The organism is Bacillus sp. FSL K6-2431 (assembly GCF_038005165.1).
GTDB classification, from domain to species: Bacteria; Bacillota; Bacilli; order Bacillales; family Bacillaceae; genus Bacillus; species Bacillus pumilus.
Window position 1 is genome coordinate 959301 of sequence record NZ_JBBOSQ010000001.1, and the last position, 15178, is coordinate 974478.

Here is a 15178-nt window from a genome sequence, read left to right on the forward strand (position 1 = left end):
TGAATAATTAGTAATATAAATGCATTTTTATGCGTTTTGGTGTAAAAAAATTTATACTGTCACTGTTTCATTTGCTAAAACATGAGTCATCGCTTCTATTGCTTGATCTATTTCTGCTTTTTCTACATTCAGCGGAGGCAATAACCGAATCACATTCGGACCAGCTGGAAGTACTAGCAACCCCTGTTCTCTCAGAGCTGTGATATAATCTCCGACTGGCTGATGACATTCAACCCCTGCCATCAATCCTTTTCCGCGTACTTCTTTTACGATATTCAGTTGTTTCAGATCTTGCAGTTTTTCTAGCAGATAAGCACCTTTTTCTTTGACTTCTGTCAGAAACTCATCTTTGAAAATGACATCGAGTGTTGCATTCACAGCAGCCATGGCAAGCATGTTGCCACCAAAAGTTGTTCCATGTGAACCTGGTGAGAATGCGTCTCCTAAAGCCTTTTTCCCGATGACTGCACCGACTGGGAAGCCATTTCCTAATCCTTTAGCAGAAGAGATAATATCAGGATCAAGTCCCGTCTGTTCGTATGCAAATGCTGTTCCTGTACGTCCAATACCCGTTTGAATCTCATCTACGATCAGAAGTGCTTCATGCTTTTGGCAAAACGCTTGAACAGCTTCTAGAAATTCTGTTGTCGCTGGATTTACGCCACCTTCTCCTTGCACAACCTCAAGCATCACCGCTGCCACATCATCGACTTCACATGCAGCAATAGCGTCTGGGTCATTGAACGGGACATAATGAAAGCCTTCCAGCATGGGACCAAAACCCGTTTTGATTTTATCTTGACCTGTAGCAGCCATACCAGCATACGTGCGCCCATGAAAAGAGTGCAGAAATGTCACGATGTTTGTTTTCCCTGTTGCTTTACGCGCTAATTTGATTGCACCTTCATTTGCCTCAGCTCCGCTATTACAGAAAAACACGAGATCCCCTGAACTGTTTGCAGCCAGTTTTTCTGCTGCTTTTTCTTGCAGTCCATTTTCAAATAGATTCGATACATGCCAGACGTGATCAAGCTGTTTCTTGATGGCTTGATTGACCTTTGGGTGATTGTGACCGAGATTTGTGACCGCAATGCCTTGTATAAAGTCTAAATATTTTTTCCCACTTGTATCGAATGCCCAAGAACCTGCTGCCTCTTTAATTTCAACATTCCACCGTCCATAAGTTTGAAAGAGATGACTCACAGGACCGCCTCCTTTTCCTTCACAATTCTTGTTCCTTTAAAGGTTTCCCCTGTAAAGATACTGCCTTTGCCATTCACGATCATGACTTCATTCACATCTCCTGATAAAGCACTCAAAGCGGATTGCACCTTTGGAATCATTCCCCCGGAAATAATGCCTTCATCAATGAGCGTGAGAGCTTCTTGTTCGGTGACGACATCTAATAGCTCGCCATTTTTTAAAATGCCTTCCACATCTGTAACAAACATGAGCTTATCAGCTTTCATCGCTCCTGCGACAGCTGATGCTGCTAAATCAGCGTTTACGTTTAACGTTTGGCATTCCTCTGTCATAGACAGTGGTGCAATCACAGGAATAAATTGTTTTTCCATTAATGCTTCTGCCATCTCTGGATGCACTTCTTTGATTTCACCAACGTACCCGTACACGTCTTGATTAAGAAAATCAGCGACAAGCATCTGACCATCTTTCCCAGACACGCCGACAGATGAGATACCATGCTTTGCGAGCTCTGATACAAAGTATTTATTGACCGTTCCTGAAAGGACCATTTCCGCTACCTCTAATACTGGCTTCGTTGTTTTGCGCTGCCCGTCAACAAATTCTGTTTCCACTTCTAATTTTTGCATCATGTTCGTGATTTCAGGGCCTCCGCCATGGACGATAGCCAGCTTAAATCCAGCAGCTTGAAGTGAGCGGACATTTTCATAAAAGGTATCTGAAAGTTCTCGAATGACACTGCCTCCACACTTGAATACGATCGTTTTATCCATGTCTATCTCCTTCATTATGTGCGATAGCTCGCGTTAATTTTCACATAATCATAGGTAAGGTCACAGCCCCATGCCGCTGCCTGACCATTCCCCTCATTCATTTGAATCAAAATCGTGATCTCATCCTGCTCTAGATACGCTTTTGCTTCCTCTTCTGAGAATGGCTGCGGTTCATTATGTTTAAACAGACATTGCCCGCCTAAATACACTTCTACCTCTTGTGGTGTGACGGACGCTGCGCTATGGCCAATCGCTCCAATGATACGCCCCCAGTTGGCGTCGGTGCCGTATACGGCTGTTTTCACTAGGCTTGAACCGACGATTTTCTTCGCTATGATGCCGGCTTCTAAATGATTTTTAGCGCCAGCGACTTGCGCTTCAATTAATTTCGTTGCACCTTCTCCGTCTCTTGCAATCTCTTTGGCAAGATCCTCACAAGCTAGCTTTAATCCTTCTTTGAACAATGGCCATTCTGGATGCTCTTCATTTAGCACATCATTTTCTGCCATGCCATTTGCCATCACGAGTACCATATCGTTTGTCGATGTTTCTCCGTCGACAGTAATTTGATTAAAGGTCACATCGGTAATATCACGCAGTGCGTTTTGCAGAGCTTCTTGTTCGACATTTGCATCCGTTGTCACGAAGCCAAGCATCGTTGCCATGTTTGGATGAATCATACCTGAGCCCTTCGCTGCACCTGAAATGAGAATCTCTTTGCCGTTTATCGTCAGGGTGTATGTTGTGTTTTTAATGACTGTATCTGTCGTTAAGATTGCCTCTTCAAAATGACCATTTCCTGCTTTTGCTTCTTTCAGCTGAGTGATGCCTTTTTTGATTTTCTCCATATCCAGACACTCTCCAATGACACCAGTAGAAGAAACAGCAATGTAATCAGGTTCTACCCCTAACATATTTGCGCAAGCTGCCTGCATTTCGTATGCGTCCTTCAAACCTTGCTCACCGGTACATGCATTGGCGATGGCACTATTGACAATGACCCCTTTTAATTGCCCTGTCTTTTTTAAGCTTTTCTGAGTGACTTGTAGAGGCGCAGCTTGAAAGTGACTTTGTGTGTATACCGCTGCACTCGCTGCCGGCACTTCACTGACGATCAGTCCGAGGTCTTTTTTTGAATAACGTAATCCAATATGAATCCCCTTTGCTTCAAAGCCTTTTGGTGATGATACGTCACCGTCTATTTTAACAATGCTTTTTTCATTCAATTCGATCATGTTTGTTGTCTCCCCTGTTCTTATGGATAGAGAGGTGTCATTGTGAGGCCCGCCTCTTCATCTAAGCCTTTGATGATGTTGAAGTTTTGAACCGCTTGGCCGGCTGCGCCCTTCATGAGATTGTCGATCACAGACACAATCGTGAGTCTGCCTGTACGTTCATCTAAATGAAAGCCAATGTCACAGAAATTACTGCCGTATACTTCCCTTGTTTGCGGATACACCCCGTGATCTCTCACTCTGACAAAATAGGAATCTTCATAAAAGCCTTTCATATGCTTCATCAATTCCTCTTTTGTGATATCTGATTTCAGCTGGGTATACATCGTCGCCATAATCCCCCTTGTCATCGGGACAAGGTGCGTTGAAAATGTGATATTCGCCGTGTGCGTATTCCATTCTCTTAATATTTGCTCTATTTCAGGTGTATGTTGATGTTCATTTACCTTATAAATTTTGAAGTTGTCGTTTAGCTCTGAAAAATGCGTTCCAAGTGAGGCAGATCGTCCTGCACCGGACACTCCTGTTTTTGCATCTATTATGATCATAGATTCATCGATTAGATTCTGTTTCATCAGCGGTGCTAAACCGAGAAGAACTGCGGTAGGGAAGCACCCTGGATTTGCAATAACTTCAGCCTGCTCAATCGTTTCACGATTCAATTCAGATAACCCGTACACAGCTTGTTGAACAGATGCTTGATCAGCTGCCCTTCGTTTATACCAAGCTTCATAGGTTGCACCGTCTTGAATGCGCAAATCACCTGATAAATCAATGATAGGCACTCCTTGGTTCATGAGCTTCGGTGTGAGTTCACTTGATACGCCTGCTGGTGTCGCTAAAAACACAGCATCTGTTTCTCGCACAATGGCAGCAGGATCAATGGCTTTTAATGTTTGATCAGTAATCGTTGTGAGATGCGGATAAGATTGACTGTATAATTGCCCATCACCACTCGATGAATACAATATACATTCATCCACGTGTGGATGTTGCTTGAAGATACGAACTAATTCCGCACCACCGTATCCCGTAGCACCTATAATACCTATTTTCAACGTCAATACACCCTCTTGATCTTTGTGAAATTATTTAACATTATAACATGTATAAAAATTAATTCAATTGTATATTTAATATTTCTTTTCATTTTTTTTCATAAAAAAATCCACATATCTACGTGAGATATGCGGATTTATCTTTCATATTTCATCAAGATGATCATGAGAGCACTGCATAAATATATGATAGAGCTTGCATAAAAAATGAAGTAAACGGTGAAGAAATCTGCAAACAGGCCGCCAAGCATAATTGCTATCGATGAAAAAAGAGCTGTCCAAAAATGATAGCGGCCGACCTCCTTCATTCTTTTATTCTCTGTTGTCAGTTCCGTAACGATGAGTTTTTCCCCGTGCTTTTGAAAGCCGCCTAGTGCACCAAGTACCAGCTGAATCATATACACTTGCGCGACTTCTGTTATATGCGGAAATAGCAGCAAAAGAAATGCCATACCGAACGAATGAATAATCAAAAAGAGCCGCCTATCGGTGGTTTCGGGCAGTTTCCCTAAAAGTAAATGAATAAACGCTCCGCTTAAACCAAACAGGCCATAGGCAAGACCAAACTGAGAGTAGCTTGATCCAACATTTTTAATAAAAAGAATGTAAAAAGGGAAAATCAAACTGCTGGCGAAAAACAGCAGACTTTGTGAGTAGACGAACCATTTCATTGCTTTTGCATTCATTGTGTATTGTACCTTTCATAAAAGTAATTGATAAACCTGCCATCCGGATCTGCTTGCTTTTTCTTTTGGAAGAACACATCCGTTTTAGGATACGCCTGTTTCATTTGTACCTTCGTTTGATAAGGCATGTACGGTAAGTAATAGCTTCCATGGTGCCGTAGCGTGATATCTGTCATTTGCCGGATGATCCGCTCTGCTTCTGCCTTCTCTTCTTTCTTAAAACCATAATTCACTAAAAGAACAAGGGCAAACATATCTTCTTTCGCATATGAGAGATCCGCTTTTTCATTTTTTTGTACGTAGCGAATCGTGATGTTCATTAAATTCAAATCTTCCTGTTGTAAAAAGTGTCTCATTTCATCGATATACGCACGAAAGCGGTCCACTGGGACGAAATATTCCTGCAGTACATCTGTGTCTGACTCATTCTCATAGTCTAAAAAAGCAGAATCTGAGCGCATCACATTATTTCTTGTGATCAGCTGATCATTTTGACTTTGGAAATACTTCTTTTGCAAATTCCATAGCAGATCTTTCCCCATATCAAACCTTCTTGAAAGACCGAGCATAAATTTGAGTGGCATAACGAGTTGATCCTCTTTCAGCTCTTGATATGATTCGATCTCTTGTTGTGAAGTGAGGGAATAATTCGTTACATACATCTCTTTCAAAAAGTTGGTTTTCGATGTTGAGATTCTGGCAAGATGCATGCGTACTTGTTTATTTTGTTTGACATGTTTTTGAAAATAATCAGTGTATTCATCGTAATTTAGAGAGGTTGTCTCCATTTTATATAATTCATCCTTTGTTAAGGAAAGTTCAACATCTAAAATGACACCGAACAAGCCGTACCCTCCAATAACGGCAGTAAATAAATCATCGCCTGGCTTCACTGTGATAATCTCACCATCTGCTTTTAACAATCTGAAAGAACGAACGGTGTCAATGAGTGATCCGTAGCGAATGTCACGTCCATGTGCGTTTGCACTAAGGGAACCGCCAATCGTAAAGATGTTCTGTGATTGCATGACCTTCACGGCAAGACCATATGGGTTGACATATCTTTGTATATCATCCCATGTAGCGCCGCTTTGGACACGGATGGTTTTCTTTTTTTTATCAAATGCTAAAATTTGGCGGAATTCTGTCATATCGAGCACGATGCCATTTTCATAATACGTGTGGCCGCCCATGCTATGCTGTTTGCCGGCAATGGATATCGGCAGGTTTTTTGCTTTCGCTTCTTCTACTACTTCTTTTAAAGTGTCTATTTCTTTACCTTGAACGACTTTTTTTATTTTAACAGGCATGAGATGACTGACATCTGTAAATGCCTCAAGGTCTTGTTTTTTGTGTGCTTGCTCCTCACGAATGGTGATTGATGTAAAAAATGCAGCAGCATATCCCATCAAAAGAACAATCCATAACCATTTTCGTTTCATTATAGGTACTCCGTTCTATGAAATTACACCCATTATATCGTACTATTCTCTTCCTCCACCTTATTTTTTCATAAAAAAACCCGGCATGAGTTCAACTCATACCAGGCATTTTCATTTGTGCTTATTGAATACCGAGCGCGATTTTTGCGTATCTTGACATTTTGTCTCGTGTCCAAGGCGGATTCCATACGATGTGAACTTCTGTTTCTTTCACTTCTGGAAGATCACTTAATGCTTTTTTCACTTCATCCACGATAACTGGTGCAAGGGGACACCCCATTGATGTTAAGGTCATCGTGATATCCGCTTTTCCATTCTCATCAAGATCGACATCATAGACAAGTCCAAGGTTGACGATGTCGACATTCAGCTCAGGGTCAATCACCTGTTCTAGGGCGCCTAAAATATTTTCTTTCAATGCTTCATCCATGATATCCACTCCTTTTCCATTAGTATAACGTACTTTTTCTTTTGACTAAACGTTTGTGCTTTTCAGATGTGTCACAAACCAGTCAATCGTTTCAAACATTGCCTGTCTTGAGACCTTATGGCCAGCTTGTCCATCTGTAATAAAACGAATCAGGTGCGGATCTTCTTTATATTGGGTTGCTACTAACTCGTCATAAAGAGCTTTTGCATGCCGATAAGGGACAACTGGATCGTTTTCTGCATGCCAGAATAACAGCGGTCTTTTGTTTAATCGATCTGTTTGCAGCGTTAAATCATAAGGACGCAGCGCGTCTAATTGCTGATGAACCTCTTCGTCTGTAATTTCTTTCATCAACCCTTTGTTCCGCATGTTCATGATTTGTGCTTGTAGGAATGTCGTATATTTCGGACTGCCCATCAAGCTAACTGCCGCTTTAATCCAATCATGCTTGGCGAGTGCACCAAAGGTCGTGATGCCGCCCATGGAAGTACCTGCAACACCGATCAGATCGGCTTCAATCAATTGTTTTTCTTGAAAAAATGTTTTGAGTATATCGATTTCACGTATTTCGTTCAGGACAATTTCCCAGAACCTTGACGCCAGTTCCTCTAAGCTGAGGTTTTCTGATCTTACACCATGATAAGCACAGTCAGGCAAAATCACTCTCATGCCTTTTTCCGCCAAATGAAAGGCGAAGTGTAAGTTGTGCTCGCGTGCACTTGTAAATCCGTGTATAAAAAATACAAGCGGCAGCGGTTTGTTTTTATTTTCAGTTTTTACGATATGTAAAAATGGAATATCGCGCGCAATTTGCTCATCAATGGTGATCACAGCCTATGAATCCTCCTTTATCATTCCCGTCTTTGTTTATTTTAACATGTAGACAACAAAGATGTGATAAAGATACACTATAGGTAGAGGCGCCGCAAGAACTGCCTCCTATCACTTACAGATCAAAGGAGATTTTATGGAGACTAAACCTTATCTAATCGCACTTGACCTGGATGGCACGTTATTAAAAGATGATAAAACCATCTCTACACACACACTTGACGTCATTCAAAAAGTGAAAGACAGCGGGCATCATGTCTGTATTTCAACCGGACGGCCATTTCGTTCCAGCTCTCCTTATTATCAGCAATTACAGCTTGATTCACCCATTGTGAATTTTAATGGAGCGTTTGTCCATCATCCTCTTGATGAAAAATGGGGAAGGTTTCATACGTCACTTGATCTTCAAGTCGTTAAACAGCTTGTAGACATTAGTGAGGAGTATAAAGTACACAATGTGCTAGCTGAAGTGTTAGACGATTTGTATTTCCATTATCATGATGAGAAGCTCATTGATATATTTAATATGAATGCAAATAAAGTTACTGTTGGAGACCTTAGAGACAACCTTGGAGAGAATGTGACGAGCGTGTTAATTCACGCAAAAGAAGAGGACGTTGGAGCCATTCGAAGCTATTTATCAGATGTTCATGCAGAAGTGATTGATCATAGGCGATGGGCTGCTCCGTGGCACGTGATTGAGATCATTAAAACAGGCATGAACAAAGCCGTTGGACTGCAAAAGATCAGTGATTATTACGGCGTTCCACAGGAGCGGATTGTGGCATTCGGAGATGAAGACAATGATTTAGAAATGCTTGAATTTGCTGGATGCGGTGTGGCTATGGGCAACGGAATCGATGCTGTGAAACGTATTTCAAATGAAGTCACTGATACAAACGAACAAGATGGAATTGCAAAGTTTCTAACGAATTACTTCTCGCTTTAATTTTTCCATTCATACATACCAGATGGAAGCGGGCATACTACCTTTAGACAGGTTGTCCTGTCAGCTTGTGTAAAGGGGCGGATTCCGAATGGGTAAAAGAAGCAAATCGAAACGCTTTATACAACAAGGTAAAGATTCAGTCAGTCTGCATGATGCACGTTTTCCTTATCGTTCTACGCTTGAAGAAGCTGCGGAGGACAGGGGAAATATGAAGACTGATGCTTCTGGAGGTTCATTGTGAGAAACGAACTTTTTGATCAAGCCAAATCATTTACTGAAGAAGCCCTTACTTCTTCATTTCCATCTGGGTTAGAGCGTCAACAGGCGGTCAAACGAGCCAAAAATGCCGTATCATCTGCATTTGCCAATTCGACAGATGCAGAAAGAAACCAGCTGCATACCTTCCAAGACTTGCTCGATGATCTCTAACATAAAAAAGCTGTCCACACCATCGGACAGCTTTTTCTGTTTCTCATGAAGCTGAAAGCACTTATTTCACTTGGAACGTTTTCTTTTCCGTGATTTGCTTCAGCCCTTCTGCTTTTCCTTTAAATGTGACGACCGCTTCATACGTTCCCGGCTTGACACCATTTGACCACGTATCTTGAAAATCATAGGCTTCGCCTTTCTTTAGTACAAATGATTGGATGGCCTGAGTGAACATACGGTCTTTTGAGTAGCGGTATTGTTCATTTCCGTTTTCATCATACACACTGAGCTCGAATTTCTGGCTTGTGTTAAAGGTAAATTCAATATCTCGATCTGATTCATTTTTCAGTGACATGTTAAATTGAACCGAAGAACCTTTCTGGACGGGGTCTACTGTGAGTACAACCGTTTTTTCTCCCATTTGACCTGATACCTCCTTGTTTGGTTCATCCTTTTTTTGTTGTCCACAAGCGGTTAAAATCAATACAACGAGAAGAAGCACCAACCCTTTTTTCATTCGCTACCCACCTTTTAATCTCGTCTGAAAAATCCAAGAATATTAGTTGTTTGCACAATATTTGTAAAGGCTTTTGGATCGACTTCTTTAATAATTTGTTCAAGTTCATACAGCTCATACCTTGTAATGACGATCACCATCATTTCTTTTGGCTCATTGGTAAAAGCTCCCTTTGCAGGTACAGTCGTAATACCTCTGACCATTTTTCCATAAATGGCTTCCTTGATTTCATCAGCCTTCTTCGTCACAATCATCGCGGTCAGCTTCTCATGTCTTGTATGGATGGCATCAATGACCCTTGTGGTCACATACAATGTGACAAGGGTATATAATGCTTTCTCCCAACCTTGTAATAATCCTGCTGTAAAAATGATGATACCATTTAAAATGAAGAAATACGTGCCGACTGGTTTATCCTTCCACTTCGCTAAGATCATGGCTATGATGTCGAGTCCGCCTGTCGATGCCCCAAATTTGAGCGTGATCCCAATCCCTACTGCTGATATCACGCCGCCAAACACAGCATTTAGTAAAATATCATGTGAAACACTCGTTTCTGGTAAGATGCCGAGGAAAATGGTCGTCAGGGCCACACTGATGATGCTGTAAAACGTAAAGGAACGGCCCACTTTCATCCACCCTAAAATGCCGACTGGAATATTTAAAATAAATAATAGAATCCCTGTGGATACATAAAATGGCGCATATTGATCCATTAAGCTAGATAACAGCTGGGCTACCCCTGTAAACCCACTCGCGTATACATCAGCTGGAATTAAGAATAAATTTAGTCCAATCGCATTGAGCAGTGCACCAATGACGACGACAATGAGTTTTTTTGCTTCTCCGATGAACATATTGTCATTCCTCCACTTACCATTCTCTCTATGGTTTTCCCTAAAATTTAGAATTTGAACACGAAAAGTTGATTTCTGTGATATAGTTAGGCTAAAAAGTTGTAAAATATGGCTGATTTTTTTAGAAAGAAGGGATTTTGATGACTGTTCATATCATAGCAGACAGTGCTGCTGATCTGCCTCTTTCTTATTATGATGAACATAACATGACGGTTATTCCGCTCCGTGTATTGCTTGGCGAAGAGGAATTTGAAGATTTGGTCACCATTGAACCAAAACAAGTATTTGATGCGATGAGACAAGGCGCTAGCCCAAAAACGTCACAAGCTTCACCAAACCGAATCAAAGAAGCCTTTGTTTCTCTCGCACAAACCCATACATCTGCAATCTATGTTGCCTTTTCATCAGAGCTTTCTGGTACATATCAAACCGCTGTGATGATGGCAAACGAAGTGAAGGAAGAATACCCTGATTTTGATTTACGAATCATTGATTCTAAATGTGCTTCACTCGGCTATGGGCTTGCTGTCAAACACGCTCAATCACTTGCCATTGACGGAAATACAATACAAGAAATTGAAACGTCTGTAAAGCATTTTTGCGAATCTTTACAACATATTTTTACTGTAGACGATTTATCGTATTTAGCAAGAGGCGGAAGAATTAGTAAAGCGTCCGCATTTGTTGGCGGTTTATTGAGTATTAAGCCCATTTTACACGTCGAGGATGGAAAGCTCATCCCCCTTGAGAAAATCCGCGGACGTAAAAAGCTGTTGAAACGCATTATTGAACTGATGAAAGAACGTGGAACGGATTGGTCAAATCAAACTGTTGGCATTAGTCATGGTGATGATCCTGCACTTGCAGAAGACATGAGAGAATTGATTGAAGCCGAATTTCATCCAAAAGAAATTGATATTCAGATTGTCGGCGCAGCTGTTGGGTCCCATTCAGGCCCAGGTACGCTTGCCATCTTCTTTACAGGCAAACCATCATAAAAAGCACCCTTCCCTGACACATCACGGGAAGGGTGCTTTTCTTATGACTTATGAAAGTTTAAAACGGTGGACGGTTTCATTTAACCTTGCCGTCATACTCATCAGTTCTTCTACCTGTTTGTTCATTTGATGGAAAGATTGCAGCTGTTCATTGGCCGAGGCAGAAATTTCTTCACTGCCAGCTGCTGTTTCTTCTACAACCGCACTAATATTTTCAATCGAGTTGAGTACTTGTCCGCCAAGCTCTGTTGATTGAACAATTTGGTCATTTAAGACCGCCATTTCTCGTTTAATGTGCTGCGCTTTTGTTTCTATATCTTCAAAGGAGTGTGAGGTTTTGTCCATCGCATCCTGCTGTTGAAGTGAAAGCTTGACTCCTTCTTTGACAGTTTGACTAATGGATTGAATGCCTCTTTCAATATGACTGACCATATCAAAGATTTGTCTTGTAGCGTTAGATGATTCGTCGGCTAGCTTACGAATTTCATCTGCTACAACGGCAAAGCCTTTTCCAGCCTCACCTGCTCTTGCCGCTTCAATCGCTGCATTTAGCGAAAGTAAGTTTGTTTGATCCGCAATGTCAGAAACTGTTTTGGCCATAGCCGAGATCCCACTAGCATATTGCGTGAATTCTCCTGCCGACTGCTCGATTTGCCTTGTGGCATGTGTATTTTTTTCAATCGCCGTTTTGGTTTCTGTTAACGTGTGCTTTCCACTTTCCACTGCTTCTATCGCATCCCCTGTACTTTGGATGACTGTTTGTGAACGTTCGGAATTTTTACGTCCATGCTGATCCATCTTTTCAATCAAGCTAACGCCATGCTGGAGATCCTCTGAAATGGCCTGTGACCCATTTGCCATTTCGTCTGTCGAGACAGATACTTGATTTGCAGATTCCATCAGCTTTTTGTTTTCATCATCTAACTGGATCGAGAATGTCTCTACTTGACTTGAGACATTACTGATTTCTTTAATCAAACTAATCAGTTGATCTGTCATTTGATTAAAGGATTCATTCAAGCCGCCGATTTCATCCTTACGCTGAATGTCCATTCGCTCGACAGCAAGGTTGCCTTCTGCGATCTGCTTCGCTCGGTAGGAAAGTGATTTAATCGGTGTCACGATGGATCTTGTTAATCCAATATTTAAAAAGACAGCAATGACAATCAGTGTGAGGGCTGCGACGAGTGCACTTGTGATGATCCATTGCACATTATCCGCTGTATTCTCTAGATTTTGTTTATATGCTTCTTCTGCTCTTTTATTCATTGTATGGATGTCGTTTAAAACACCATCAATTCTTGCAGCGACCCGTCTTGCATCCGATGCGTTTTTTTCACCAATGGCATTATTTGCTTCCTTGGTCCACGTGTCATATTTTGCATTTAACCTTGTTAATTCATCTTTATTTATATTTCCTGCATGTTTGTTTAACGTTTGCAGCCGTTTTTTTGCTGTAGAAATACCGGTTTGAACAACCTCTAGCTGTTCATCAGAAAGGGTCATTGAATAATTGGTCATGGTTTGTTCGACGCTTTCAAAGCTTGCCTTCGTTTTTTGAACATTTAATAAGGCTTGAACTTCTGTTTCATTTGATGATTGGATCTTTGTCATACTGACAATGATAAAGGCGATGACGCCAACTGCTAAAAGAAGTGAGACGAGTGAGTTGAGTAAAATTTTGATGCGCAAGCTCATGATGCGTCCCCCTCATCTTTTAGCAATTTCTGCTTCAGTTCATTTACTTTTTTGGTCAATGTTTCAGCATCTTTGAGCACCCGAATTCTTGCCATATCGATTCCGTCATTGTTTAAGTCGTAGATAACATGCCCATTTTTGATTTGATTGCTCTTGACGAGCTGTTCGCTGAATTGATAGACCACTTCATCGACTTTTTTTACCATGGACGAAATCACCGCTTTTTCAGCGGTGTAGTACTGATCACTATCTACACCAATGGCATATTTGCCCTGCGCTTGCGCTTCTTTTAATACACCGACACCTGTATAGCCAGCTGCGGCATATAAAACGTCTGCTTTCTTTTTGATCATGCCTTTGGCTATTTTACTGCCTTTGTCCGCATCACTAAACGTATTAGCATAGGTGGATAAGATCTTGATGTTCGGATTCACTGATTTGGCGCCTTTTTGGAACCCTTTTTCAAAACGATGGATCAACTCCGCATCGACACCGCCAACAAATCCAATGACATCACTTTTCGTTGTCATGGCAGCAAGTGCGCCCGCTAAATAGCTGCCTTGCTCTTCTTTAAACGTCACGGAGGTCACATTTTTCAGCTCAGATACGGCATCGATGAGCAAAAAGTGCTTCTTCGGATATTTCTTTGCGACTTTTTCTAAGTCTTCTTGCATACTAAAGCCTACCCCGATGACGAGATCATTGCCAGCTTTTACAAGCTCGGTCAGTCCTTTTTCATATGTATCGGTTTCTGCAATTTCTCTATAATCAAATTCAATACCTAGGTCATCACGTGCTTTTTCTAATCCTTTAAACGATGAATCGTTAAATGATTGATCACCAAGACCATCATCTGTGAGCATAACGCCAATATGCTTCGCATTTGATGCTGGTGGTTCCCCTTGTTGATTGCTGCATGCGGCGAGCACCATAAGCACGGCTACCAACAGAAGCAATGAAATTTTCACTTTCATCCAAACACACACTCCTTTTGTCATCCTTACTCCTTTCTTATCGGATTTGAGAGGCGTTGTTTCAATGATTAAGTGAAGGTTTTTCAGCTTTTTTCATGACTTTTTTCACTAAAAAAACCCATTATTTATCACAAATATAAAAAAAGGGATAAAACCATGATGATTTTATCCCTTTTTCTTCATTTCAGTGTGATATGAAAACCCATGAGGTTAGGGTTCTCTTTCACGCTGCTCATTTTTTCTCGTATGTCCAGCCCTCTTTTTGGTAGACTAGGCCGTTTTTCATCAAATGACCTAATGCTCGTTTAAAGGCTGCCTTGCTCATTTGGAATCGTTCACGGATGTCTTCTGGATCACTTTTGTCTCCATAAGGCATGGCACCATTTCTCGTTCTCATATAGGTTAAAATTTCTTCTGCATCGACAGATAACGCTTCCTGTTTTCTAGGGAGCAGAGAAACGTTCACGGTCCCATCCTCTTTCACTGCAATGACGCGTCCTGTCACGGTCGATCCTAATCTTGGTTCTTCCTTTCGTTCCGTGCGGTGGATAAACCCTCGCACGCCTGTATCTGTCAGCATAAACGAGCCTGTCGCAATTAAGCGATAAATCGTACCAGTGATTTCTTTGTTCATTAAGGTTTCGGGTGCCTCTGTAAACAATTCACTGATCACATCTTCAGTGGCTGGCTTTGCGAACATTCTGCCGTAGCTTGTGACTTTCAGCATACAGTAAAGTCTGTCTCCTTTTTTCGGCCATGCTTCCTCGAAAGGCGGTAGATGTTCTGTTGCAACAAGTGCATCCTTTGAAAGCCCGACATCCACAAATGCGCCCATGTCTTCTACGACGTCTACGACTTCTACCCAGCCATATGTATGCGCATTGATTGTCGGTATTTTCATCGTCGCAGCTAGTCTTTCTTCATGATCTACGTATAAGTAGACCTCTACTTCATCTTGGTCACCAATATCTTCTGTCATTTCACTGCGGTGCAAGAGGACAGAATCTTCACCATCTGTCAAAAAGTAGCCGTATTCCATCTCGTTCTCTATTTGCAAGGTCAGTTGCTCACCTGGTCTCATGTTCTCTTCCTTCCTAT

At 41.5% G+C, this 15178-nt stretch carries 17 protein-coding genes; 4 read left to right on the forward strand and 13 right to left on the reverse strand.

The annotated features are described in order from the left end of the window. Window positions 1-51 precede the first annotated feature (51 nt). The 8 genes from MHH40_RS04945 to MHH40_RS04980 all read right to left on the reverse strand — a co-directional run bounded on the left by MHH40_RS04945 (window position 52) and on the right by MHH40_RS04980 (window position 7658). Window positions 52-1203, reverse strand: coding sequence for an acetylornithine transaminase (locus tag MHH40_RS04945; RefSeq protein WP_106029955.1), 1152 nt, complete (start codon window positions 1201-1203; stop codon window positions 52-54). Then, complete coding sequence (gene argB, locus MHH40_RS04950) at window positions 1200-1976, reverse strand: acetylglutamate kinase (RefSeq protein WP_113386936.1); 777 nt, start codon at window positions 1974-1976, stop codon at window positions 1200-1202. Before argB ends, MHH40_RS04945 begins: the two co-directional genes overlap by 4 nt. 14 nt (window positions 1977-1990) lie before the next feature. Then, complete coding sequence (argJ, locus tag MHH40_RS04955) at window positions 1991-3211, reverse strand: bifunctional ornithine acetyltransferase/N-acetylglutamate synthase (protein ID WP_050945316.1); 1221 nt, start codon at window positions 3209-3211, stop codon at window positions 1991-1993. 20 nt (window positions 3212-3231) lie between these two features. After that, window positions 3232-4269: an N-acetyl-gamma-glutamyl-phosphate reductase gene (gene argC / locus MHH40_RS04960; RefSeq protein ID WP_340900705.1), complete on the reverse strand. Its 1038-nt coding sequence runs from the start codon at window positions 4267-4269 to the stop codon at window positions 3232-3234. Window positions 4270-4406: 137 nt separating this feature from the next. Continuing rightward, a complete protein-coding gene (locus MHH40_RS04965; protein WP_253622735.1) occupies window positions 4407-4955 on the reverse strand; it encodes an MFS transporter in 549 nt (182 codons plus the stop codon). After that, entirely contained in the window at window positions 4952-6397 is a 1446-nt protein-coding gene (locus tag MHH40_RS04970; RefSeq protein WP_050945317.1) for an FAD-binding oxidoreductase, read from the reverse strand. The genes MHH40_RS04965 and MHH40_RS04970 overlap by 4 nt, the downstream gene beginning before the upstream one ends. 121 nt (window positions 6398-6518) lie before the next feature. Next, on the reverse strand, window positions 6519-6827 hold the full coding sequence (locus MHH40_RS04975) for a metal-sulfur cluster assembly factor (RefSeq protein WP_003211530.1): 309 nt from the start codon (window positions 6825-6827) through the stop codon (window positions 6519-6521). A 45-nt stretch (window positions 6828-6872) separates the two neighbouring features. Further along, entirely contained in the window at window positions 6873-7658 is a 786-nt protein-coding gene (locus MHH40_RS04980; RefSeq protein WP_340900706.1) for an alpha/beta fold hydrolase, read from the reverse strand. Window positions 7659-7794: 136 nt separating this feature from the next. Here MHH40_RS04980 and MHH40_RS04985 point away from each other — a divergent pair, with 136 nt between their 5' ends. The 3 genes from MHH40_RS04985 to MHH40_RS04995 all read left to right on the forward strand — a co-directional run bounded on the left by MHH40_RS04985 (window position 7795) and on the right by MHH40_RS04995 (window position 9036). Further along, a complete protein-coding gene (locus tag MHH40_RS04985) occupies window positions 7795-8607 on the forward strand; it encodes a Cof-type HAD-IIB family hydrolase (RefSeq protein WP_050945320.1) in 813 nt (270 codons plus the stop codon). A gap of 88 nt (window positions 8608-8695) precedes the next feature. Further along, complete coding sequence (locus MHH40_RS04990; protein WP_008348539.1) at window positions 8696-8848, forward strand: hypothetical protein; 153 nt, start codon at window positions 8696-8698, stop codon at window positions 8846-8848. Beyond that, window positions 8845-9036 carry a DUF3813 domain-containing protein gene (locus MHH40_RS04995; RefSeq protein ID WP_003211719.1) on the forward strand — a complete coding sequence of 64 codons (192 nt, stop codon included), beginning with the start codon at window positions 8845-8847 and terminating at the stop codon, window positions 9034-9036. Before MHH40_RS04990 ends, MHH40_RS04995 begins: the two co-directional genes overlap by 4 nt. Window positions 9037-9097: 61 nt before the next feature. On the opposite strand, the gene MHH40_RS05000 is transcribed toward MHH40_RS04995, so the two are convergent. Together MHH40_RS05000 and MHH40_RS05005 are read right to left on the reverse strand one after the other, a co-directional pair. After that, window positions 9098-9553, reverse strand: a complete 456-nt coding sequence (locus MHH40_RS05000) for a BsuPI-related putative proteinase inhibitor (RefSeq protein ID WP_044139906.1) — start codon at window positions 9551-9553, stop codon at window positions 9098-9100. 14 nt (window positions 9554-9567) lie between these two features. Then, window positions 9568-10410 (reverse strand): YitT family protein, encoded by an 843-nt coding sequence (locus tag MHH40_RS05005; protein ID WP_003211320.1) that lies wholly within the window; start codon window positions 10408-10410, stop codon window positions 9568-9570. A 140-nt stretch (window positions 10411-10550) separates the two neighbouring features. On the opposite strand from MHH40_RS05005, the gene MHH40_RS05010 reads away from it, so the two are divergent. Continuing rightward, window positions 10551-11408, forward strand: coding sequence for a DegV family protein (locus MHH40_RS05010; RefSeq protein WP_050945322.1), 858 nt, complete (start codon window positions 10551-10553; stop codon window positions 11406-11408). Between the two features lie 48 nt (window positions 11409-11456). Here MHH40_RS05010 and MHH40_RS05015 read toward each other — a convergent pair whose 3' ends face one another. From MHH40_RS05015 to MHH40_RS05025, 3 genes are all read right to left on the reverse strand, one after another. Then, window positions 11457-13106 carry a methyl-accepting chemotaxis protein gene (locus tag MHH40_RS05015; protein ID WP_340900710.1) on the reverse strand — a complete coding sequence of 550 codons (1650 nt, stop codon included), beginning with the start codon at window positions 13104-13106 and terminating at the stop codon, window positions 11457-11459. Further along, window positions 13103-14080, reverse strand: coding sequence for a BMP family lipoprotein (locus MHH40_RS05020; protein ID WP_268458893.1), 978 nt, complete (start codon window positions 14078-14080; stop codon window positions 13103-13105). Before MHH40_RS05020 ends, MHH40_RS05015 begins: the two co-directional genes overlap by 4 nt. A 232-nt stretch (window positions 14081-14312) precedes the next feature. After that, window positions 14313-15161, reverse strand: coding sequence for a CvfB family protein (locus MHH40_RS05025; protein WP_340900712.1), 849 nt, complete (start codon window positions 15159-15161; stop codon window positions 14313-14315). Window positions 15162-15178 lie beyond the last annotated feature (17 nt).